Genomic DNA, 23,398 nt, shown 5'->3' with positions numbered 1-23,398 from the left:
GCGCGGGGTCTCAGTGGGTCTCGGGCGGCGGTGCCGGAACCGGCGCGGCCAGGAGCAGTTTGCTGCGGCCCACCGCGACGTAGGCCGCGGCGGCGGGCTCCAGCTTGCCGGCCTTCAACCGCCATGCGGACACCATCCAGTCGTTGTTCTCGCGCCAGCCGACATGGCCATGATCGATCAGGCCGAGCAGCGTCTCGCCGCGGAACACTATGGGGAAAGGCTCCGCATCGTGGCTGTAAATCGTCATACGCCCGCCCGCATCATCGAGCAAGGGCAGTTCGGGGGATTCGCTGTCCTTGTCGAGCGGACCGTTCGCGGCGCGTGCTGCCTTCAGCTGAGCTGCGAAGGCTGCCTTGTCGACAGGCGAGAAAGCGGTATCGAGCGAGCCCTTCTGCGGGCTGCGGTCGTAACGCGTGGCAGCGGCCATCGCCACCTTCGCGAAGTCCTCGCACGCTTCTTTCGTCGGTGCGCAGGCGCTGGCAACGGTGCTGAGCGCGTGGTCGAAACGCAGCACCAGCATATGGTCCTCCGCGAACGCCTTGCCGTTCCATACGGAGGTCTCGAACCTCACTTCGTCCGCCGAGCCGTCGCCCACCACATAGGCCACGACGTCGCCCGCGATGCGCGCCATGCCATGGTCGGTCATGCAGTCGCCGCCGCTCCATGCAGCCGGTGCGTCCACGGCAATGGCCTGCTTTCCTTCGATCCGGAATGGTGTTTCCGTCCAGCAGTGCGCGGTGCCGCCCATGGACCACAACGAACTGATGGGCGAACCCTCGAGCTTGCGGTAGCCCGCATAGCTTTCCATCTCCTTCAGCGCCTCGCGCAGGCTGGCATCCGGCTGCCAGGGGAACGCGGCGGCATCGGCCAGCTGCACGTCCTTGCTCAGCGTGATGGCCACGCCCGTCTTCGCGAAATCCGCCGGGACCTTTGCGTCGCTGGCCGGCAGCTTTGCCAGCACGGGGCGCAGGGCCGCATACGGCTTCGGCCACGTGGTGGCATCCAGCCCTTTCAGGAAATCGATGCGCGATTGGTAGAGCGTCAGCACGCTGCCCTCGGCTTCCTTGATCGACGAGTATGTCGAAAGCGCCGCGTCACGCGATGCCAGCCAGTGCCGCTGGTCGAGCTTTAGCGCATCGGCCTGATCCGGGTGGTTCTTCAGCGCAGCCTTGAAGGCTTCGCCCAGCTGGCCATCCGCGGCAGAGACCTTGGGAGCGGCGCAGATCGCCTTCTCCACGCCCGTGCCTGCCTTAGCACAATCGAATCCCGCACCGTGCGCCCAGGGCGCCAGCATCGCCAACGCCACACCGAGCCCTGCCTTCCACTGCCTCACACTGTTCTCCTTTTCCGCCGGTTGCCGGCGAATGGCTGCCATTGTACGAAGCCCGGCCTTTCCTCAACCTGATTTCACAATTCCTTCGCGATGTCGGTCACTTACCGCGAACGTGTAGGCGTAGGACTACAGCAAACCCTGCAAAGACACGCTAAATTCCAGCGTCCGGTCTGGACCGTCGCGGGGGCGTCGGCAGCCGGGTTTCAGGGGAATCGACATGGCTGTTGTCCTGGGTGCCTACGGGCGCCGTGTTCCGATCGTTATCCATCCGCCGGCGCGCACCGCGTGAGCGCGGCGTTCAAGCCCGTGCGGCATCTGTACGAGGATGCGCTCGCCCGGCTGTCCTGGCTGGAGTTCCAGCAGCGCATCGCGGCGCATTTCGAAGGCCTCGGCTATTTCGTGGAATGCACGCGTGCCGGGGACCCGGTGGAGCGCGGCTTCGACCTGGTCCTGTCCCGTGGCGATGAAACGCTGGTTGCCACGTGCAAGCACTGGACCGCGTTCCAGGTGCCGCACGACGATGTGCACCGTCTGATCGGCCAGTTGCCCACCTCCGGCGCCACCGGAGCCCTGCTCATCACCTCGGGCGAATTCACCCGTTCGGCGATCGATGCCGCCGCGCGTTTCCGCCATGTCCGCCTGGTGGATGGGCGTGCTTTGCGCGCCCTGCTCGGCCCCATCGAGGAACCGCATGGTTTTCGGCTGCCGCCACCGGATTCCCCGATCTGGGCACCGGTCAGCAGCGGCCGCCCGGTACATCGCCAGGCCACGAGCCGAGGGGCGAGCCGGGCGGTGGCTATCGCCGCGGTGGCCGCCGTGCTCGTGATGGCGCTGGCCATGCTCACCCTCTATACCTGGTACATCCGCGACATCCACGTGGCCCCGTCCGGAGGCATGGCTGGCGCCAGGGCGGTCTACACCCACGCGGGGGTTGCCCCCGCGCCGCCGCCGTTCGCCCAGCCGCCGCACCCGCCGGGCACTGGCGGAGCGCCCTGAAGCCACCTAGGATCCGCAGGGTCCGCCATAGCGGGCCACAGGGGAAAATCGCATGGATAGTCAGCGCAACGAAGCGCAGGAAACGGAGCGCCCGGCGTCCGGCCACCCGCGCCTGGGCCGTTTTCGCCGCGCGCGTGCCGAACGCGCCTACCCCGACCACGGCACCGCGCGCCGTCCACGCCACCTGTCGGACAAGGTCCGCCGCTACCTCTGGTACACGGCCGGCGCCGCCGCCATCTACCTCGCCAGCCTGGCCTACGCCCACCTGGAGCAGGCCTCCCATGCCGCCATCCAGGCCACCAACCCGCATAAATAGGGCACTCCTGCAGGAGCGTGCTCGCACGCGATCACGGGCCGCCGGGGCATTCATGCGAAACTAGGCCATGAACGCCTTCAACGAACTCGCCCTCTCCCCCGCCCTCCTCGCCGCCATCGACACCATCGGCTACACCGAGATGACTCCGGTGCAGCGCGAGAGCCTGCCGCCCATCCTGGCCGGCCGCGATGTGATGGCCGAGGCGCGCACGGGCAGCGGCAAGACCGCCGCTTTCGGCCTGGGCCTGCTCCAGCGCCTGGACCCCTCGGAAATCCGGCTGCAGGCACTCGTGCTCTGCCCTACCCGCGAGCTGGCCGACCAGGTGGCCAAATCCATCCGCCGCCTGGCTGTGAACATCCCGAACGTGAAGCTGCTCACCCTGTGTGGCGGCATGCCACTTGGCCCGCAGCTTGCGTCGCTGGAACACGATCCGCACATCGTGGTCGGCACGCCCGGCCGCGTGCAGGAGCACCTCAAGCGCGGCAGCCTGCACGGTGGCGGCATCACCACGTTCGTGCTCGACGAAGCGGACCGCATGCTCGACATGGGTTTCGAGGAAGCGATCGACGACATCATCAAGCGCATCTCCAAGCATCACCAGACGCTGCTGTTCTCGGCCACGTACCCCGATGAGATCCGCGCGGTGAGCAGCCGCGTACAGAAGGATCCGGTGATCGTCACCATCGACGAGCCACACAACGAGACCACGATCGAACAGCGCGTGGTGGAAGTGGAGCCGGCGCTGAAGACCGATGTGCTCGCGCGCATCCTCAACCACGAGAAGCCGGAATCCGCGCTGGTGTTCTGCAACATGCGCAAGGACACCGACGAACTCGCCGCCGCGCTGGATAAGCTAGGCTTCAGCGCCATCGCCATCCACGGCGACCTGGACCAGCGCGACCGCGATGAGGCCCTGGTGCGCTTCGCGAACCGTAGCTGCAACGTGCTGGTCGCCACCGACGTCGCCGCGCGCGGCCTCGATATCGTCGGCCTGCCGATGGTAGTGAGCTACGACGTAGCCCACGATCCGGATACTCACACCCACCGCAGCGGCCGCACCGGGCGTGCCGGCGCCAGTGGTCTTTCGATCACGCTGGCGGGCTCGCGCGAACTCAACAAGGTTCGTGCCATCGAAGAACGCCTCGGCAAACCGCTGGCCCGCTACCCGGCCAAGCCGGGCGATGGCCGCAAGGTGCTCAACCTCGCGCCGATGAAGACCCTGGTGATCGACGCCGGCCGCAAGGAGAAGCTGCGCCCCGGCGATATCCTCGGTGCCCTCACCGGTGATGCCGGCCTCAACGCCAACGATATCGGCAAGATCGATGTCTACGCCACCCGTGCCTACGTTGCCATCAAACGCGACCTCGCCAACAAGGCCCTCAACCGCCTGCGCGAAGGCAAGATCAAAGGCCGTAATTTCCGCGTCCGCTCGATCTAACGACCGCCCAGGCCTGGTCACCGCCCATGTAGGAGCGCGCTTGCGCGCGATCCGCCGCGCCTCACCGCCGAATCGCGCGCAAGCGCGCTCCTACACAGAGCTGCTCATTAGTTAACCAGCAAGACGCAACCTGTTGATGAGGCTGCGGGCGGCCGACTTATCCACATGGTTATGCATTTGGTATCCACATAGGCTGTGGATTAACTCGCACACCTTGGTTAATTCGTGACCAATGAAAGATAAGTGATTGAACTCGATGCACAACCAGAGGTTATCCACACGGTTATGCATCTACTGTCCACATAAGCTGTGAATGACTGAGCTACTGCGACGTCCGCTGTCTGGCCGCCTTGCGAGACACTTCGGATGGACAAGAGCGGGGCTGCGAAGGACTAGCTCAAACAATCGCGCGCCGCGAAGCCCCTGACGCTCATCGAGTGTCGAGCAGGACTACGCGGACCCAGGCGCACAGTGCACGCTGTGCTCTATCTCCGGTGATTCGATATCGTTCTTATCGTGCGCCTTCGCGACAAGAATTGATTCAGGACGGAATGCATCCCCGCTTCTGCACAAGAACCCGTGCGCGTATTCATCGTAATCTTCCTTGCTGTAGAACACCAAGCTCGACCGATGGCAATACCAGGCATCGCAGTCCTTTTCGATCACTGACAACGCAACCGGAAAATCAGGATTGCCGGAGAACGTGAGAGGGAAACGTACAACCTCCCCGGCGCTCCCTTGTGACTCTTTCGGGGCTGACAGAGTAAAGGCCTCGCAGCTCTGCCCGTTCTTATAGAGGCGATATCCTTTTGCAATGCCGCGGACGGCCGCATTTCTGAACCTCACGTCCTTAAGGGCTTCGGCGTCCTGTACATTTGTGTGAAAGCCTACCTCAACGATGATCGATGGCATATTTGCCAAACGATTTTCACCCTTATCTCCTTCATGCACGGAAGATTCGACCGGATACGTCGCATAATCCGGAATGGCCCTTACTTGCTCTTTCATGTAGCAAAGAACCATGTTTCCAAATTTTGCATCCTCGCTGCGACCCTTATGAACAACGACGGTGGCGCCCCTGGCTGCCACGTTTTCACTTGCATTGGTGTGCAGGTGAACTAGCTCATCCACTTCAAGGAAGTTCGCGTAGAGTGGCCGACTACGGATATCTTCAAGGTATTCACGAATGGGGCTTGTTGAGTCGGGAAGCGAATGCCAAATGCTCGGCATGAAAGAAAGTAGTTCTTCAAGTTGGTACCGCGCGGCGACCATTAGGTAGGGTTGTTTGCTGGGCTCATGGTCTCTTGGGTCAGCGGTTCGTGAATACGTGACCACGATGCCCTGTCGCATTAACTCGTTGCCAAGGCCTTCAGCGAGCACCGGGGTTATCTGATCCTCCAGCACGCCGTTCGACGCTTCGCGCTGAGGCCGCCAATCCTTATAACCATGGTGGAAGTAATATCCATGCCCGGCGCTGACAAGCATGCTTCCGCCGAAGCGTGTTACGGCGCCTTGCCGGGGTGCAGCGTCATCCGACGGGCGCCGATCCTCAGGAAACCAATAGTACAAATCGCGCCCGCCATACAACCAGTCGATCCGCACATAGTTGGGCAGAAGCTTCGCAATGGGCCGGACAGCCAAGTTGACCTCGTCCTGCAGCTCCTCAACCTCCGCGTATCCCGAGATGGGCCCGAACCGAATACCGGGATCAAGAAATAGCACACCTTGCGCAAGGTCATATCTGGCCTCTACGCGAATCCTCCCATAGTCGTCATGGAAGAACTGTCGTGAGTTTGCAACAGCGGTTGCGATCCGGGTGATCTCCACTTCCGACCGCGCCACACCTTGGGCGGCAATCGCGGCCGCGGAAGAGTCCGGATCCTGCGCGCGAGCAACCTGCCCCAAGGTAGCAAAACACATGAAGGCTAGGATCGCGGTTTTTGACGTACTTTTCTTCAAAGCTGAGTCTCGTTTAATTGATCCGCCGCAAAGAACATGGATTCTCTTGCCAGCGAATGTTTGAGTTCCTTGACCAAATGAAGCAAGCCGTCCGCGCTCGTGGTCGTACGCACGGCAAGCTCTCCGAAAATTAGGCTTTTCCAAACCTCCATCGCCCTGATACAGACGATGAAACTAAGATGGGAACGCAACGAAATATATGAGACGAATCTGAAAAATGCCGCGGATGACACACGCCGCGGCGAAGGACTACGCAGATCGCCCTTCCGCTCAAGTGTTTCGCATCGAAGCGCCGCCGCGGGCGGTATCTCGATAGCCGCACGGATACTCGTCCGAACAGCGAGGTTGGCGTCGATAGCTCTTAGCTCATGGCTCAGCCGCCAGACGGCACAAGCCGCCGGTCGCATCTGTTCGCCAAGCGAATGAAGCAATTAGATCGGTATTTGCCGAAGTCAACGAGTATCGCGCGCAAGCGCGCTCCTACAGAGATCAGGCGTTCGCGAGGCGCTCGGCTGCTTCGAGCGACGCCTTGTCGCGGTTGATCGTAGCGACGGCCAGTTCGCGGCCGGCTTTCTTGTAGCGCACTTCGGCGTCCTTGGCGTCGATGGAGCCGAGCACTTCGATCTCATCCCATTCGAGGGCATGGCCGACGTAGCGGATGCTGGTGTCGTAATGCATGCTCCAGAAGAACGGGGCTTCGTTGTAGATCTCATCGAATCCGAGCATGGCGGCCGCGGCGACCTGGCCCTGGCGTTCGGCGACGACCCAGTGCTCGACGCGCTGGCGCGAGTCGTCCAGGCCGGGGAAGCGGGCGATGTCGCCGGCGGCGTAGATGTCTTCGTTGGAGGTGCGCATGGTGGCATCCACGAGCACGCCGTTGTCGATATCCAGGCCGGCGGCTTCGGCCAGCATGATGCGGGGACGAACGCCGATACCCAGTACCACGTGGGATGCCTTGACGCGGCTTCCATCGTCCAGCGTCACCGCACCATCGACGTAACCGGTGGCCTTGCGGCCGAGGTGGAAGGTGACGCCGTGTTCCTCGTGCAGTGCGCGGATCATCGTGCCGATACCTTCGCCGAGCACGCGCTTCAGCGGCACGGTCTCTGGCCCAATGACGTGCACTTCCACCTTGCGTTCGCGCAGCGAAGCGGCGACCTCCATGCCGATGAAGCTGCTGCCCAGCACGGCGACGGGGCCGCCGCCATCGATGGCGGCGATGATCGCCTGCGCATCCTGCATGGTGCGTACGGTGAATACCTTCGGATCGTCGAAACCGGGGCCGTCGGGGCGGATGGGCTCGGCGCCGGTGCACAAGAGGAGCGTGTCGTAGTCGAGGCGCTCGCCCGAATCCAGGGTGACCGTGCAGTGCTCGCCATCGACGTGGTCGACAGTCACGTCGACGCGCAGGTCAATGTGGTTTTCCTCGTAGAAGCTTTTGTCCTTGAGCGGCATCCACTCCGGTTGTGCCGTGCCGGCCAGGTAATCCTTCGAGACATTCGGCCGGTCGTACGGCGCATCGGGATCATCGCTGATCATCGTGATGCGGCCGTCGAACCCCAGATCACGCAAGCGCTGCGCGGCCGCAAAGCCGGCTGCGCCGCCACCGATGATCACGATGTTCCGTTCAGGGGTATCCGTCGGCTCGGCGGGATCCGCCGCCGGCACCTTTTCGCGGATGAACACCTTGCCGTCGCGCTCTTCCACCTTCCAGCGATCGACGGGCGACAGCGCCGGCGCACGCAACGCGCGGCCGCTGATCAGGTCGAAGCAGGCGTGGTGCAGCGGGCAGTGCACGGTATCGCCAACACGCAGGCCATCGGCCAGCGCGCCACCGTAATGGCTGCAGGTACCGGTGATGGCCGAGAGCCCTTCCGCCGTACGCCCGACGATCACGACGTCATCGCCCACATGGCCGGCCAGCACACCGCTATCCGGGATCGACCCTGGCGGTACCCCCTGGGTGAAGTCGGGGCCGGTGGGTTTCTCGGATGACTCGGACATGGCGGGCTCCTGGGGCAGCGCGGGGACGCTCGAAGCAGCGGGTGTCTAAAAAAAGACGGCGCCGCCGAGTCTGGCTGTGGACGGGGCGCCGGGGATTGAAGGAATCCGGTACCGATGATGGCCGGATCCGCGTGTGCGATTTGTTATCGGCCTGCCGCCCCCTGCGGCACGGGCCTCACAACACGATGCAGGTGTTTCGTCCCGCGCGCTTGGCCGCGTAAAGGGCGCGGTCGGCCCGGTCGAATGCGGTGGCGGCGCGCTCTTCGCTGCCAAAACGGGTCAACCCGCCCGACATCGTGACCTTGACCGGCTTCTGGCTTGCGTGGAAGGCCAGGCCCTCGACCAGGGAACAGATTTCCCGAGCCACCACCAGCGCGTCATCGGGGCTGTACCCCGCGAACACCACGGCGAATTCCTCGCCGCCGTAGCGGGCGACGAAGGCACGGTTATCCAGCGCCTTGGCCAGCGTGTTGCCGACGATGCGCAGCACGGCATCGCCGGCGGCATGGCCGAAGGTATCGTTGATCGTCTTGAAGTGATCGATATCGAAGGCACCCACGCAGGCGGTGACCCTGCCCTCGCGCACATCGGCTTCAAGTTCGGCCATCTGGCGCTCGTAGGCGAGCCGGTTGGGCAGGCCCGTGAGCGGATCGGTCAACGCCAGCTCGTGTTCGCGGCGCAGCGAATCCTGCAACGAGGTGGTTTGGGTTTCCAGTTCTTCCACGCGATCACGCATGCGCTCCGCGCGCTCGCGGTACGTCGCCAGCCGCGCGTCCTCGCGTTCACGGTAGTCGCGGAAATGCTGGTCGATCACGGCGAGGCGGGCGGTGACCTGATCGCGCAGCGCCGTGACATCGCTGGCCTCGAGCGTCTGCTCGGCCAGCAGGCGCATTTCCTCGCTCACCTGTTCACCCAGCGTGCGGCCCGGATCGTTGCCCGCCGTGACCTCGTCGAGCTCCGCCACGAGGTAGCGGGTCATGTCGCCCAGCCGTCCGCTCACCTCGGCCAGCAGATCCTGCAGTTTCGCTACGTCGGCACGCAGGGCGGCTACCGCCGCTGCATCGGCATGGGCGTCGGCATTTGCGTCGCCGCCCGCATCAACGTCGGCCGGTGCCGGGGCGGACGGGGGAGCGTCGGGCTCGGCCACCTCGGCACGGACGTGTTCCTGGGGCTCACTCGCGATCCGCCTATCCAGCGCCGCCACCGCCTCGGCTAGCTCGTCCAGCAACGGTTCGAGTTCTTCGGGCGAGGCGGCATGCTTCAGCCCGTCGCCAAGCCGGTCAAGCAGGCGGTCGGCCGCCTCGCTCTGCCCGCGGGCCAGCGCGGAAAGGCGCAACACGAGCCGGCGCAGGCTCTCCTCGATGGCGCGGAAATCGCGCTCGTCGCGCTCCATCCGCTCCAGGGCAAGGTTGTATTTGCGCTCCCAGATGTCCTGCTCCACGCGATGCCCCAAGCTTGATCAGGTGGTGCGGACGGCTGTCCGCAAGGCCACGATAGACGGTGTGCGGTCAGTACAACAACCGCGCCAGCAACTGCACCTGGTTGCCGCGCTCGCGCGGGCCCAGGCCAAAATCGGTGCGCTCCGCGCGGGTGGCGTCCACGTGCAGGCATTCCGCCGTGAGCCGCAGCCAGTCCAGCGGCCGCCAGTTGAGCGCGGCGGTCAGCGCGTGGCCGCGCTCGCCATCGGGCCAGGTGCGGAATGTTTCGTAGCGCAGCGTGGGCCGCCAGGCGCCACGGTTCCACCCGGCCAGCAGGAAGCCCGACTGGTAACGCATGCGGAAGCAGCCGCCCGGAGGACAGATTTCCGTATCGCCATCCATGCCCTGCACGATCCAGGTGACCGGGCCGGTTTCCAGCTGGCTGCCGAGCGACCAGAAGCGGGTGCGCCAGGCGAAGATTCGCTCATCGCCGTCGTACACATGGAAGGCCGAGGGGTCGGCCCGGTTGTCGTAGCGCAAGGCGCGCAGCTCGAATCCCTGCGGGGATTTCCAGCCCGCATCGGCGTACCACCCCGTGCGCCCGCCGATCGACTCGAACGGCGAGTAGCTTTCGCGCTCGCCATCGGCCGAGGGCTCGGGCAGCTTCCCGCCCAGGCCGATCGTGGCATCGCTGAGCGACCAGCCGCGTTTCGCCAGCACACGACCCGCCACATCGTTGTGCCTGACCAGGCCGCCGCCGAACGTGGCCGTACCGCTGTCGCCACGCCATTCCTCGCGAATATCCGCGCCGATGCCGCGGATCTCCTCGCCCACCCAGCTGTTCAACGCAGAAGGCGTGATCGTCCACGGGCTGGTCCAGCCGATGCCATCGTTCTCGAGCGAGATGGGCAGGAAGTACACGCCGCCCTTGAGCGCCAGGCGCCATGCGGAAAGCGACATGGGCCGGTAGCGCACGTACGCTTCCGGCACCTGCCAGTCGTTGTGGTCGGTGCGTTGGACTTGCACGTCCGCGAGCGCGAACACCGAAGGGGTCAGTTGCGCCGTGGCGACGATACCGGCGGCACCGAACCGGGCGCCATGCGCGTCATCGCCATAGCGGGTACGGCCCGGGCCACTGTCGATAAAACTCTCATCCGCGGGGGCGTCCACCAGCCGGGCATCGGCGAAGGCATGCACTTTCACGTCCTGCGCCGTAGCGAAGGTGGGCAGGAAGCTGGCGATGGCGAGTGCGAATAGAAGGCGCCGCGTCACGCCCCACCCGGACCCGGCGCCCCAAGGCGCGCCACGAAGGAAGCAAAATCCATCGGGCGGCCGACGTGGTATCCCTGGGCGTGGTCGCATCCCGCCGTAGCGAGAAAGGCCATGCTTTCCGCATCCTCGACGCCTTCGGCCGTCACCTGGTACCCCAGGCGATGGCCAAGCTCCACCAGCGAACGCACGATGGTCCGGTCGGTAGGGTCGGTGGCGAGGTGCTGGACGAACATCTTGTCGATTTTCAGTTCACGAACGGGTAGCCGGCGAAGGTAAGCGAACGACGTCTGGCCCATGCCGAAATCGTCGATCGCCATCTCGATACCCATATCGGCCAGCCGGCGGAGGACTTGAAGCGCGGCCTCGGGCTCGCCGATGACGGCGCTCTCGGTGACCTCCAGGGCGATGGCCGACGCGGGTACCCCGTAGGCGTGCAGCAGCTCCGCTACCCGATCGGGCAGCGTCGGATCGCCAATGTCCCGGGCGGAGAGGTTCAGCGAGACCCTCACAGCGTGGCCGGCGTGCGCCAGTTCCGCCGCATGGGCGATGCCGTGGGCGAGCACCCAGCGGGTAAGCCGGCCGATGTTGCCGGTCTCCTCGGCCACCGTGATGAACAGGTCGGTGGGCACCATGCCGCGGCCGGGGCGGTGCCAGCGCACCAGCGCTTCAGCCGCATCGGTCTGCCCATCGGCCAGGCGCAGCTTGGGCTGGAACCACAGCTCTAGGGCGTCGGCTTCGATCGCGGCACGCAGCTCGCTCATGAGCGCCAGGCGCTCGGGGCGGTGCGGGTCGGATTGCGGGTCGTACACATCGACACCGCGGGTGGATTTCAACGCGGCGAATTCGGCCACCTCGGCCCGGCGCAGCAGCGGCGCGGCGCGTTCACCATGGGCGGGGGCCAGCGCAATACCGACCGCGGGGCCCATGTCGATGCTGACATCGGCTTCCGTGTAAGGATGAGCGAGCGCATCAACCATCCGGAATGCGGCGGCGATCGCCTCGGCGCGATCCGCACCGTGCAGCCACACCGCGAACTGGGTATCGGTGGCGCGCCCGACAAAGTGCTGCCCGGCCGCGTGGCAAAGGCGCTGTCCGGCGTCGCGCATCAGCCGGTCCGCGAGGGCATGTCCCACGGTCTTCACGATATCGGGAAGCCGCGTGACCCCGACGATCAACAACGCGCCCGTCTGTCCTGAAGCCGCGGCAAGGTCGCCATCGATCGCATCTTCGGCAGCCGCGCGGTTCGGCAAGCCAGTGACCGTGTCATGCATGGCCTGGTAGCGAATGTGCAGCTCGCGCTCGCGCACGGCATCGCCCATGGTGCGGAACGCGGTGGCGAGCTCACCGATCTCGTCATTGCGACGTACCTCCGGCGCATCGTGGTAATCGCCACCGGCGATGCGCCGTGCCGACTCGGCAAGTGCTTCCACGGGCCGGGAGACGCCACGCGCCACCAGCCATGCCACCAGGAAACCGGCGACCAGCGCCAGCACCAGCAGGCCGAGCCACGCGTTCCACACGGGCTGGAACGGCTTCAGCGCATCATCGAGCGAATAGCCGAGCACGGCATACACCGCGCTGCCGCCGCGAGGCTGCGTGAGGGGCTGGGCCAGTACGAGGTACTCAGGGCCGCCAATGCGGACCAGGCTCGGCTGCGAGGGCAGATGCGCGCCACTCTCGAACTGGGCGGTGAGTTCCGAGTGCGAACTGCCACGTGCTATCACCGTGTAGCCGCCTTTCACAGGCGTAGCGAGTTCCACATCGCGTGGTAACGCGGAGAGCTGCTGCATATGGGCGATGAGCGCATCGTCCACCGGAATACTCGCCACCACGAGCCCAACCGGTTGCGGTGCGTAAATCGGCACCACGACCATCCATGAGGCCTTGCCATCGGCCACGGCGATGGCCGCTGTGCGTTCGTCGTAAGCGCGCGCCAGCAGATCGGGCCATGCAAACGGCTTGCCTTCATCACTGCCGGCGGTATCCACCTGCACGGTGCCATCCAGGTGCAGCAACTGCATGCGCGATGCGCCCACCCGGCGCCCGTGGTTGCGCAGCACGGAAAGGATGGTGCCGCGATCGCTGGCGGCGATCGCCGAGCGCAGGCCGTAATCCAGCGACATGATCTGCACGCCGCTGGCCACGCTGGCGGAGAGGTCGTTCATCTGCGCCACGAAGGCGTGTGCGTTGGCGGTGAGCTGGCGGCCGCCTTCCTCGACCAGTTCGCGGCGGGCGACGGTGTAGCCCAGCACGGCGGTCACGCCCTGCACGAAGACGAGCGTGGCGACGAAGAACAGCGCCAGCCGCGTGCGGAAGCCGGGAGCGCGCATGGGCGCTTAGTACCCGATGTGCTCGCGATCCATGGGCCCGCGCGGGTTCGGCAGCAGTGCGAGCACGAAGCGCAGCGTGGTGGGGTTACCTTCGGCCACGGTCACGCCCTGGATCGGCAGGGTCACGCCCGGCCGCAGTTGCGGGTGCCACGCGTGCGCCTTGTACTGGCCGGCGGCTACGCCATCGATCATCGCCTTGCCCTTCGCATCGGTCACCGCCATCTCCGGATCCTTCGTGACGTAGAGGTACGTGAGCATGTAGTCGTGAATATTGCAGCCGACGGCGGCGTTACCCGCGTTCTTCATCACGAGCGGGGCGGAGCTTTCGCCGGGCGCGAGCATGTCCTCGAACTTCACCAGTTCCGAAAACGAGTACACGTGGTGGCGCGTGATGTCGCTGTTACGGAACACGACGCTGTCGCCCACGCGCAACGCGGTCACGTAGGGAATGAAGGTTTCATCCTTCTGGTCGACATAGCGCGTTTCCGGCGCAGGCACGCGCGCGGGCGTGCCGGGCTGCGGCGCGAGCGTGACCACCGCATCGGGGATCGGCTTGCCCGCCGGGTCAACCACTTCAATGGCGATGCGGCCCGCCAGCGCGGGGCCCGCAGTGAGCATGGATAGCGTGGCGACGGCAAACAGGCAGCGCATGAGGACTCCCCAGGTGGCGGGGCCCTAGCCTAGCCCAGTTGCATGCTTAACCTCTAACGGGGCGCAGCATCCGGCAGATGCCCGCGATAGGCCGATACGGGCCGCACGGGTCGCTATGCCAGGGATCGGGGCGGTGACGCGCTGCGACGGTATCGAACGACGGCTGACCCAGCCCACCGGCACTGCCACAGGCGAGCGCGAGGGCAAGGCCCGCGAAGAACGTGCTGATCGTGCGCCTGGTAGCCATGGTGGCGGTCCCCCCGCTGTCGTCGGCATTGACGTTAGGCTGGCCAGCGTGAAGGAACAATAGTCCGAATGGGCTGGCTGGCCTGGACAATGGCACGATTCCCCACCACACGCACCTGTATGGTCGCGAGTGCGGCCACCGCCTCGCGGTGCGACACCACCACGATCACCGTATCGGGCAGGCTGGCCTGCACGCCGCGTAGCACCGCCATCTCCGAGACAGCATCCAGTGCGCTCGTGGCCTCATCCAGCACAGCCAGCACCGGGCGGCGCAGGATCACCTGGGCGAGCATCAGCCGTTGCAATTCGCCGCCGGAAAGCCGGTTTTGTGCACCGTGCACTTCCAGATCCAGGCCCTGGGCGGAGGCGTTCACGCGATGATCCAGGCCCACCGTGCGTAGCGCTTCACGCAGCGTCGCCTCGGTGGCATCCGGATCGGCCCATGCGAGCACCTCGCGCACGGTGCGTTGCCACGGCCGCACGCCCTGGCTTACATAGGCGCCGCGCGCGACGTACGTGCGCCAGTCGGTGTAGGAGATCGGCGCACCTTGCCGGGTGGCTTTGAAGGCCTGGGGCGGCGCCATGCCCGCCAGCACATCCACCAGGCTGCTCTTGCCGATCCCCGAATCGCCGGTCACCAGCACGAGTTCACCCGGACGCAGCGCCAGGTGTTCCAGCGTGACGCCTTCACGCGGGGGTTTCACGTACAGGTGGTCGATGACGACCTCATCGAGCGTGTGGTCGCCGCGCGGCGCCGCCGCATTCACATCCAGGGCCATGTAGCGCCGCCACAACGCGAGTGCGGGTTCCGCAGAGCGCAGTTGCTGGATACCTTGCCGGGTGGAAACGAGATACGGCAGCAGGCGCCCAAGCAGAAGGCCGATGGCGATGAGCGTCGCACCATCGACCCCGTGCCAGCGATCAGCCAGCACGAACACCAACGGTATTCCCAGCGCCGCCCCCAGCTCCAGTACGAAGCGGCTGGACGACACCAGTTCCAGCTGGCGGCGATAGCCTTCACCGAGGCGGCGCGATACCTCGCCATAGCTCGCGCGCTCTGCGGCTTCACGACCGAACGAACGCACATGACGAAGGCGCCGGGGAAAATCCTCGCTGTGCCAGAACAGCCCGGTCATGTCCGCCACGTAGCGACGGCTCACCTCGGCGTGTTCACGCCCCGCCATGCGCGAGGTAAACACGATGACCAGCACCAGCACCGGGGCAGCAAGCATGAGCAGCGGAGAAATCCAGAACGCGAACGCCACGGTCACCAGTGATGTCAGCACGGCGACAGCCAGCTGCTGCATGGCGCTAAACCCCTGCACCAGGCTCTCGCCGTTGTAGGTGAGCACGTTGGCGATTTCCGCCGAACTGGTGCCGGCCAGGCTTGGCACAGGCACGTGAAGGAGGTGTGCGTGCACATCGCCGCGCAGGCGCACGGCGAAGCGCGCGACCTGTGCCGCGCCCAAGCGTGCCGATTGCCAACGCAACAGCGCGAACGCGACACCGCTCAGGGCGAACCATGCCGCATTCACCGCCACATCGTGGCTCGCGAAGGGCACCGCCTTGCCGGGCTGCACCAGCGGCACGAGCAGCACGGCGGAAAGGCTTCCGCTCACCGCCGCGCCCGCCGCGAGCAACGCGTACAGCAGCACGGAAACGCGTTCCGCCCGTGGCAGCAACGCCAGCAAGCCACGCCCTGCCAGCGGCATGCGCATGGCTAGCCCACGGCTTCCTGCAGGGTTAGCCAGGGTGCCAATGCATCCAGCGTTGCCCGCGGGGTCGGGCCGCGTCGCAACACCCAGGCGCCGCGCATCAACGCGGTATCGACAAAACGTCGCCAGCCAGGCTGGCGCGCGGCGTAGGGCTGATCGGCGGCCAGGCGAACCATGGCGTCATCACGCGCGAGCGGCTCCAACAACGGGCCATCGCTGCGCTGCGGTGAAAGCAAAATGGTAGCGGTGATATCCAGCGGCTCGGGTGCGGGGCGAAAACGCCCCGTGCGCAGGTCGATCTCGAACTTCTCCACGCCGCTGCGCCGACGGATGCGCGGAAACGACATCACGGAACGCCGCGCAGGCCCATCGAGCCAGACGAGGCTGTCGTCGGTCACATGCAGGTAGTTCGGCACGCCGGTCGCCCGCAGGTGGCGGGGATCGACGAACACACCATCCTCGGCCATCACGTCGTAGCCATCCAGCGCTGCCTGCAAGGTGAGCGTCGACTTGCCTGCACCGGAGGGGCCCAGCAGCAACACGCCACGTCCTTCGCCACCGATGCATGCCGCGTGCAGGGATACGAGATCCTGGCCACGTGCCGCCAACAGATACACCGCGAACTCGATGAGTTCGTAGCGCACGTGGTAGGCGTTGGCGAGCCGGTCCTCCGAAACGGTGACCACGGCCCGTCGCTGTGCGGGCGAGACCACCACGTGGTTACACGCATCGACGATGCCGACCAGCATGCCGCCGCCGGAGGAGGTCCGTACGGGGGGCGGTTCGCGGTGGCTGCCCGCACCGCCCGGCACCAGCCTCAATTCGACGTGGAAGACCGGCGGTACGGCGCCCATGCGGTGCGCCGGCAGGTTGTCATAGGCCACCGCCGCGAGGGCCAGCAGCGCCTCGCTGTTGCTCGCGAACACGAACGACGCGCCCAGCACGGGCCAGCTGCGGGCATAGGGCAGCCGCATCCGCTCCTTGAACGGATCGGCGAACTCGTGTGCCTCGAAGGAATCAGTGGTCGCCATCGTCACGTTCGCCCGGATAACCGGCGTAGGTGCCACCGCCGGCACGGAAGGTTGTGGACGCCTGCCCGGCAACCTGCCCGGAGGCCCGGGGCACTCACGCCTAACCCCGCATGACGCGAAAGGCGTTCACCCCATGCTGAACATCCAGGTTGGCCACTCCTACTTCCTGCGCTACGACCGCAAGCAGTGGGAGCGCGGCAAGCCCTACCCGCCGCTCGCCACCCTGCATATCGCCGCCCTGCTCCGGCGCATGGGCCATGCCGTGGGCCTGTTCGATGCCATGCTGGCCGAAGGCGTGGAGGACTACGCGCCCACGCTGCAGGCGCAGCGGCCCTCGCTGGTGGTTTTCTACGAAGACAACTTCAACTATCTCACCAAGATGTGCCTGGGCAATATGCGTGATGCGGCCTGCCGCATGATCGGCGAAGCCAAGGCCGATGGCGCACGCGTGCTGGTGGCGGGTTCCGATGCCTCGGATCATCCGGAAGCGTTCCTCGCCGCTGGTGCCGATGCGGTGCTGACCGGTGAAGGCATCGGCGCCTTGATGACACTGGTAGATCGCCTGGAGCGTGATCCGCTGATCGATCCGGATGCCTGGACCGAGGGCGTGCCGGGCATCGCGACGCGCTCACCCACCGGCACGCGTGTTACCCGGCTTGGGGTGGTACCGCCCGATCCGCGCGTCACCGGCCTGCCCGCCTGGGATCTGGTCGATATGCCGCGTTATCGCGCGCTGTGGATGGAGCGCCACGGCTACTTCAGCCTGAACATGGCTGCCTCGCGCGGCTGCCCGTTCCGCTGCAACTGGTGCGCCAAGCCCATCTGGGGCAACCACTACAACCAGCGCTCACCGCAGGATGTCGCGGCGGAGATGACTTACCTGAAGCGGACGTTCGCGCCGGACCACATCTGGATGGCCGATGACATCTTCGGTTTCCATGTGGACTGGGTCAGTGAGCTTGCAAACGAGCTGCAGGCCAGCGATGGCTCTATTCCTTTCATGATCCAGACCCGCGCCGATCTCTCCAGCGAGCGCATGGCCACAGCCCTCGCCGCGGCAGGCTGCGTGGAAGCGTGGATTGGTGCGGAGAGCGGCAGCCAGCGTGTGCTTGACCGCATGACCAAGGGCACCAAGGTCCCCGACCTGATCGCCGCGCGCCAGCGTCTGGGCGCGCACGGCATTCGCGTGGGCTTCTTTATCCAGCTGGGTTACCTGGGCGAAGAGCTCGAGGACCTGATCGCGACGCGCACGCTGGTGCAGGCCGCGGCGCCCGACGACATCGGTGTAAGCGTTTCGTATCCGCTACCGGGCACGAAGTTTTTCGATGAAGTGCGCGCGCAACTGGGGCGCAAGACGCACTGGGATGACAGCGACGACCTGGCCATGATGTTCCGTGGCGCGTACGACACGGCGTTCTACCGCGAAGTGCGCGACTTGCTTCACCGTGAAGTTACTGCGCCAGGCGCGGCACTGGATGCCGACTGGGCCGAGTTGGTTGCCCGCGAGCAGCAGCATCGCCACGAGGCGCCCACCCAGGCCGCATGGGCCCGGCGCGCCACAGGAGCCTGAGCATGTTGCCGCCCCTCCCGGTACTGAAACGCGGCCTCGCGCTCACCACCGAGGCGCTGGCCAATGAACTGGCATTGGCGCGGGCCGGCACCGCGATGCCGGCGTGGACTGACCTGGAATGGCGGCTGGCCGGCGCGGCCGCTGTGGCACACGGTGTATCGCCGTTGCTCGCCGGCTTCTCCACGTGGGCGCCCGCAGGCTGGCAGGATTTTCTTGCGACACAGCGAGAGCATGTGGAAATCAGGCAGCAGCGCATCGCCGGGCTGATCCTTCGGATCGACGCCCGTGCGCGCGAAATGGCATTGCCGCTCGTCGCACTGAAGGGCGCCGCGCTGCATGGCCTTGGTATCTACGTTGCCGGCGAGCGGCCCATGGCCGATATCGACCTGCTGGTACGCCAGCGTGATGTCCCGGTGCTGCGCGCGTTACTTGAAGAAATCGGCTACGACGAATCGTTCCGGCAATGGAAGCACCTGGTGTTCAAGCCGCGCACCGGGGAAACCGTGCGTGGCCTGGGTGAGCACCGCGATACCCCGGTGAACATCGAAGTGCATACGCGCATCCAGGAACGTCTGCCGATCCGCACCGTCGATATCACCGACACCGTGTGGCCCGTGGATGCGCGTCCTGGCATCAACCCGTACCGCTCGCGGGGTGCCTTGATGGCGCACCTTCTACTACACGCCGCTGGCAATATCTGCGGCCGCAGCCTGCGCCTGCTGCACCTTCACGATATCGCCCAACTCGCCCGACGCATGCCGCGCGAAGCATGGGCCGCCCTTTGGGAAGGCCCGGCACTGCCGTGGTGGGCCTGGCCGCCGTTACGCCTGGCCGCACGTTATTTTCCCGGTACGGTGCCCCGCACCATCCTTGAACGCCTGCGCCAGGATTGCCCCCGCCTGCTCCGTCTCGCCGCCCGCCGGCAGACGCTGACCAGCGTCTCGTGCTCGCAGTTGTGGCTGAACCTTCTGCCAGGCGCCGAATGGGCGCGCACACCGGGCGACATCACCCGTCTGCTCATCAACCGTGTGCGGCCCACGCAGGAGAGCCGCGAGGAACGTGCCGACATGCTCCGCACGCAAGTGTGGCTGCAAGGGCAAACCTGGGTCCGCCGTGGTCACTTCACCCGACTCGTCACCGGCCTCACCCGTCCGGTACCGCGCATGGACACGCTGTACGTCATCCGCGCGGCGCTGGGCGAACTCGCGTAACAGACCGTCCCGCTGATCCTGCGGCGAACCACCCTGTAGGAGCGCGCTGGCGCGCGATCGGCCTTCCCCTCAAGCACCCATCGCGCGCAAGCGCGCTCCTACAGCGTCATGGCTGCGTATTGACGGTTGAAGGCGTGGGCCGTGGCATCGGCGTCTTCCAGCAGGGCCAGCCGTTGGGCTTCGCTGGCCAGGCGTTGGCGGAGGGCTTCGTCGGCGGCGAGGGTGGCGATGGCGGCGGCGAGGCCGGCGGCATCGCCTGGGGGTGCCGCAAGCGTGGCGGTGGGCGACCATTCGGCGAAGTGGCCAACGGCGGTGCCGGCGGCGGGCACGCCCAGGACGGCGGCCTCGAGAAGGACGAGCGGACCTGCTTCGTGTCGGGATGACATGACCAGCAGATCGGAGGCGGCCAGGATGGGGCGTAGCTCCGCTTGCGTGCGAAAGCCGAGGAAGCGGATGCGGTCGGCAATGCCCAGTTCACGCGCAAGCGCTTCGATACGGCCGTCGAGCGTATCCACACCGACCACATCGAGTTCGAACGCGATGCCCTGCTTCGCGAGCAAGGTCAGTGCATGAAGCAGTGTGGTCTGGTCCTTTACTGGGTTCAGGCTGGCGACGTGGATCAGGCGAAGCCTGCCGCCGTTGCGTGGGCGCGGCGGTAAGGGTGGCCAACGGTCGAGATCGACGCCGAGGGGCACGCGTGTCGCGCTGATGCCTATCGCGCGCAAGGACTCGAGTATCGGCGTGCTGGCAGCGGTGACGCTTGCCGCGCCACGGAGCACGGCGGCCTCGCTCAAGCGGCTGCGCAAGCGGCGGCGGCCGCCGTAGCCGATATCGTTGAGGGCAACCAGTTCGCCGCCGGCGATGTGCACGGCATAAGGAATGCGCAGGCGCAGGGCGGCCAGGGCGGCTACCTGGCCGCAGGTGCCGGAGAAGATGGATTGGAGAGCGTGGAAGGGGGCGTTGCGGTGTTCGGCGAGGATGGCGCGGAGGGTGCGTAGGCGGAGCCACGGGGAGCGGCGTCCATGCTTCGTTGGCTTATCGCGCGCAAGCGCGCTCCTACAGGGGGGAGCGGAGCCTCGGTCGCCTATGTTGTGGATGTGGGCGCCGCGGAGCATCCAGCGGGCGGGATGGGGTTCCTGGTGGAACACGAAGACATGGACCTCATGTTGGCGGGCCAGGCGTTCGATGAGGGCGAGGAAGGCGGGGATGACGCGCTCTTCGCCGCTACGGTCCACGCCGCCGGGGAGCACGATGCCAATTTTCATGCACGCAGCCTCCGTGCCGTATCCAGTTGCGTGTACGCGGCTGCCCAGCGCCGGCCGAGCGCGGGGAACGCAAGGCGTGCCTGGAAGTGTTCGCGTACCAGTTCACGCGGGGTCCGCTTGCGCGCCGCGTTGATCAAGGCCGCGCCACAACGCGCCGAGTCGCCTACCGGATACAGGCGGCCGACAGCGCCATTACCGGTCAGCTCGCGAAACGATGGGATATCTGTCACCACCGGCGTCAACCCACAGGCCATCGCCTCCAGCAATGCGAAGCCGCAGCTTTCGGCGTGGCTGCCGCTCACAAACAGGTCGGCGGCGCGCATGAGCGTTTCTACCTGCGCGTGTGGCACGCGCCCCAGCAAGTGCACGCGGCCGCGCACGCGATCATCAGCCTCAATGCGCGCCTGGACAGCTTCGCTTAACGGTGCACTACCAAACACGCAATACAAGCGCGCCTCGGGCATCTCCGCCGCAAGCAGCGCGAAGCCATCGAGCACGGTAAGCGGATCCTTGTTGTCATTAAGGTGGCCAACCCACAGCACCGCCGGAGATCCTGTAAGCCCCGTCGATGCGCGCGCCGCCTCCACGTTCCCCGGCGTGAAGCGGCTGCTGGATTCAGGGATCGCGAAGACCCGCAACATCGGAGGGAACAAGCCAGCCGCCTCGAAGCGATGCGCAAGCGCAGGCGCGGTAAACGCCACCGCATCCACGCTGCGCATCCACCGGCGCCACACAGGGCGTCGCCACCATGAGGGAACGCGATCGGCGTGATCCTGGAGCACGATCGGCAGCGAAGGCAGAAGCTGCGCGATCGCGAACGCCCCCTCTGCACAGGCCAGGCTATGGATGTGCAGCACGTCGGGCAGGTTTCCGCGAAGCAGTGAAGCGACATGCCGCCCACGGGCCCGCGGCGATGCGTAGGCGCGCAGGTCCACGAAGCGATATTCGATACCGTTCCGCACCAACCGCGTGTCGTGGTCCGCCGCCTGCACCACGCTCACCCGCGGGCCGCCCGCCGCGACCGCCTCGGGGATATCCGCCAGCGTGGGCCACTGCAGGAAGAGCTCGGCGGGCGGCAGGCCGGCTGGCGCGGGGTGCAGGTTGAGCTGGACGACGCGCATGCGCAGCGCCGCCTAGATGCCGGAGACCTGCGGCAGGCGCAGCTTCACCAACCGGTTGGCCAGATTCAGTTCCCATGGCTTGTCGTAACGGCGGCGGTGATAACGCCACGCAGCCAGCGCGCTCAAGCTGCGCTTGGCCCACGAGGGCGAGCGCATATCCTGCACGGTGGGGAAGCGGCAACGCAGCACCGTGACGAAATCCTGGATGTGCCGGCGCAGATCATCGGTGAGCCAGGGTGCATCCGCGTGGCACGCGTAATCCACCCAGCGCTTTTCCGTCCATTCTTCCGGCGATGAAGGAAAGACCATCGGCTCGCCATGCAAGTCGAGCAATGGCATGGAGGCGCGCTTGCCGCGGTCCTTCTCGTGCTTGCTGCCCTCCGGCAGCGGCGTGTAGATGTAGACGATGATCTCGGAGGCTGGATTGATCCGCTTGAGCTCGCGAATGAACTCAAACGTATGCTCGGTTTCCTCCTCGGTGTTCTCCGGCGGCGCGACCATAAAGGAGAGCTCGGGGATCACGCCGTGGCGCCGGCACAGCTCCGCCACCTCCAGGGTCTGGTCGGGGCGGGTGCCTTTGCGAATCTCCTTCAGCATGGCGCCGCTCGGCGATTCCGCGCCGATATAGGCCATCTTCAGCCGGCTCTTGCGCACCAGCTTCCAGCTGCTCTCCGAAAGCTTCAGCAGCGCATCGGAGCGGGCGTAGCACCACCATGGCAACTCCATCTTCGCCATGACTTCGAGCAACGGCACCATGTCTTCTTCGCGATCGAAGAAATTGTGGTCGAAGTACTGGATGGAGTCCGCCCCCAGTTCGTACTTCAGGTACGAGAGATCCCGCTCCAGCCGTGCCGCGGCGGGCAACTGCGTGGTACCGCCAAACATGGCTGCCACGCCGCAAAAGGTGCAGCGGAAGCGGCAACCGATCGCCGCCTGGTGCGCCGCCGTGCGGCGACCGAGGAAGGTGCGCGCCAGATAGCGGCGCGGATCGCCGAGCTTGTCATACGGCAAGACGATGCCGGGGTCATCCAGGTGGAACTTGCGGTTAGGGTTGTGTACCACGTGCCCTTCCGCGTCCTTCCAGGACATTCCCGCGATACGTGAGACATCGCGGCCGGGCCGGCCCAGCGCGGCGATGAGGTCGGGCATGGTTTCCTCGCCCTGCCCGCGCACGGCGTAATCCACATAGGGCGCGGAGAGTGCGGTATCGGTGTAGAGCGTGGGGAAATAGCCGCCCCAAATGATCGGCAGGTGCGGGTGATGCTCGCGAATGGCCTTCGACACCGCGATGGATGGCGCCATCTGCGGGCCACCCATCACGCTGATCCCCACCGCATCCACGCGTTTTCCGGCGATCGCACGCAGCGTCGCGTCCACGATGTCGCGATCGACATTGCCATCGACGATCGTGCTCTCGCCACGGCGGTCGAGCGCCGCCGACAGGTTGAGCAGCGCCAGCGGGAAGCGGGCGCCCTGGCGAGAGGTGATGGTCGGGTTTACCAGCAAGGTGTGGGACATGGGG

The 23,398-nt window shown here is 66.0% G+C and carries 18 protein-coding genes; 5 read left to right on the top strand and 13 right to left on the bottom strand.

The window, feature by feature from the left end; translation table 11 throughout:
* Positions 1-10 precede the first annotated feature (10 nt).
* On the bottom strand, positions 11-1,333 hold the full coding sequence (locus tag ABIE56_RS20765; RefSeq protein WP_429245709.1) for a lysozyme inhibitor LprI family protein: 1,323 nt from the start codon (positions 1,331-1,333) through the stop codon (positions 11-13).
* Between the two features lie 285 nt (positions 1,334-1,618).
* Here ABIE56_RS20765 and ABIE56_RS20760 point away from each other — a divergent pair, with 285 nt between their 5' ends.
* From ABIE56_RS20760 to dbpA, 3 genes are all read left to right on the top strand, one after another.
* Positions 1,619-2,329: a restriction endonuclease gene (locus tag ABIE56_RS20760; protein ID WP_429245708.1), complete on the top strand. Its 711-nt coding sequence runs from the start codon at positions 1,619-1,621 to the stop codon at positions 2,327-2,329.
* A gap of 52 nt (positions 2,330-2,381) precedes the next feature.
* On the top strand, positions 2,382-2,645 hold the full coding sequence (locus ABIE56_RS20755; RefSeq protein ID WP_429245707.1) for a hypothetical protein: 264 nt from the start codon (positions 2,382-2,384) through the stop codon (positions 2,643-2,645).
* Positions 2,646-2,712: 67 nt separating this feature from the next.
* Positions 2,713-4,083, top strand: a complete 1,371-nt coding sequence (gene dbpA / locus ABIE56_RS20750; protein WP_429245706.1) for an ATP-dependent RNA helicase DbpA — start codon at positions 2,713-2,715, stop codon at positions 4,081-4,083.
* A 450-nt stretch (positions 4,084-4,533) separates the two neighbouring features.
* Here dbpA and ABIE56_RS20745 read toward each other — a convergent pair whose 3' ends face one another.
* From ABIE56_RS20745 to ABIE56_RS20705, 9 genes are all read right to left on the bottom strand, one after another.
* A complete protein-coding gene (locus tag ABIE56_RS20745; RefSeq protein WP_429245705.1) occupies positions 4,534-6,042 on the bottom strand; it encodes an N-acetylmuramoyl-L-alanine amidase family protein in 1,509 nt (502 codons plus the stop codon).
* A 489-nt stretch (positions 6,043-6,531) separates the two neighbouring features.
* Positions 6,532-8,046 carry an FAD-dependent oxidoreductase gene (locus ABIE56_RS20740; protein ID WP_429245704.1) on the bottom strand — a complete coding sequence of 505 codons (1,515 nt, stop codon included), beginning with the start codon at positions 8,044-8,046 and terminating at the stop codon, positions 6,532-6,534.
* A 175-nt stretch (positions 8,047-8,221) separates the two neighbouring features.
* Entirely contained in the window at positions 8,222-9,487 is a 1,266-nt protein-coding gene (locus tag ABIE56_RS20735) for a diguanylate cyclase (RefSeq protein ID WP_429245703.1), read from the bottom strand.
* Between the two features lie 67 nt (positions 9,488-9,554).
* Entirely contained in the window at positions 9,555-10,736 is a 1,182-nt protein-coding gene (locus tag ABIE56_RS20730; protein WP_429245702.1) for a hypothetical protein, read from the bottom strand.
* Complete coding sequence (locus tag ABIE56_RS20725) at positions 10,733-13,066, bottom strand: putative bifunctional diguanylate cyclase/phosphodiesterase (protein WP_429245701.1); 2,334 nt, start codon at positions 13,064-13,066, stop codon at positions 10,733-10,735. Before ABIE56_RS20725 ends, ABIE56_RS20730 begins: the two co-directional genes overlap by 4 nt.
* Positions 13,067-13,072: 6 nt before the next feature.
* Positions 13,073-13,717, bottom strand: coding sequence for a carboxypeptidase regulatory-like domain-containing protein (locus ABIE56_RS20720; protein ID WP_429245700.1), 645 nt, complete (start codon positions 13,715-13,717; stop codon positions 13,073-13,075).
* A 46-nt stretch (positions 13,718-13,763) separates the two neighbouring features.
* Positions 13,764-13,964, bottom strand: a complete 201-nt coding sequence (locus ABIE56_RS20715) for a hypothetical protein (protein ID WP_429245699.1) — start codon at positions 13,962-13,964, stop codon at positions 13,764-13,766.
* 34 nt (positions 13,965-13,998) lie between these two features.
* Positions 13,999-15,681, bottom strand: a complete 1,683-nt coding sequence (locus tag ABIE56_RS20710) for an ATP-binding cassette domain-containing protein (protein WP_429245698.1) — start codon at positions 15,679-15,681, stop codon at positions 13,999-14,001.
* A 2-nt stretch (positions 15,682-15,683) separates the two neighbouring features.
* A complete protein-coding gene (locus ABIE56_RS20705; protein ID WP_429245697.1) occupies positions 15,684-16,709 on the bottom strand; it encodes a serine kinase in 1,026 nt (341 codons plus the stop codon).
* Positions 16,710-16,842: 133 nt separating this feature from the next.
* Here ABIE56_RS20705 and ABIE56_RS20700 point away from each other — a divergent pair, with 133 nt between their 5' ends.
* Together ABIE56_RS20700 and ABIE56_RS20695 are read left to right on the top strand one after the other, a co-directional pair.
* Positions 16,843-18,279, top strand: a complete 1,437-nt coding sequence (locus ABIE56_RS20700; protein WP_429245696.1) for a B12-binding domain-containing radical SAM protein — start codon at positions 16,843-16,845, stop codon at positions 18,277-18,279.
* A 2-nt stretch (positions 18,280-18,281) separates the two neighbouring features.
* Positions 18,282-19,490 carry a nucleotidyltransferase family protein gene (locus ABIE56_RS20695; protein WP_429245695.1) on the top strand — a complete coding sequence of 403 codons (1,209 nt, stop codon included), beginning with the start codon at positions 18,282-18,284 and terminating at the stop codon, positions 19,488-19,490.
* 98 nt (positions 19,491-19,588) lie between these two features.
* Here ABIE56_RS20695 and ABIE56_RS20690 read toward each other — a convergent pair whose 3' ends face one another.
* Genes ABIE56_RS20690 through ABIE56_RS20680 form a run of 3 tightly spaced genes read right to left on the bottom strand, consistent with a single transcriptional unit; the run spans position 19,589 to position 23,394 of the window.
* Entirely contained in the window at positions 19,589-20,755 is a 1,167-nt protein-coding gene (locus ABIE56_RS20690) for a glycosyltransferase (protein WP_429245694.1), read from the bottom strand.
* Entirely contained in the window at positions 20,752-21,876 is a 1,125-nt protein-coding gene (locus ABIE56_RS20685) for a glycosyltransferase (protein WP_429245693.1), read from the bottom strand. The genes ABIE56_RS20690 and ABIE56_RS20685 overlap by 4 nt, the downstream gene beginning before the upstream one ends.
* A gap of 12 nt (positions 21,877-21,888) precedes the next feature.
* A complete protein-coding gene (locus tag ABIE56_RS20680; RefSeq protein WP_429245692.1) occupies positions 21,889-23,394 on the bottom strand; it encodes a B12-binding domain-containing radical SAM protein in 1,506 nt (501 codons plus the stop codon).
* Positions 23,395-23,398 lie beyond the last annotated feature (4 nt).

The sequence above is a fragment of the Luteibacter sp. 621 genome (assembly GCF_050435445.1).
Taxonomy (GTDB): domain Bacteria; phylum Pseudomonadota; class Gammaproteobacteria; order Xanthomonadales; family Rhodanobacteraceae; genus Luteibacter.
This window is presented reverse-complemented; position numbering and strand designations above follow the sequence as displayed.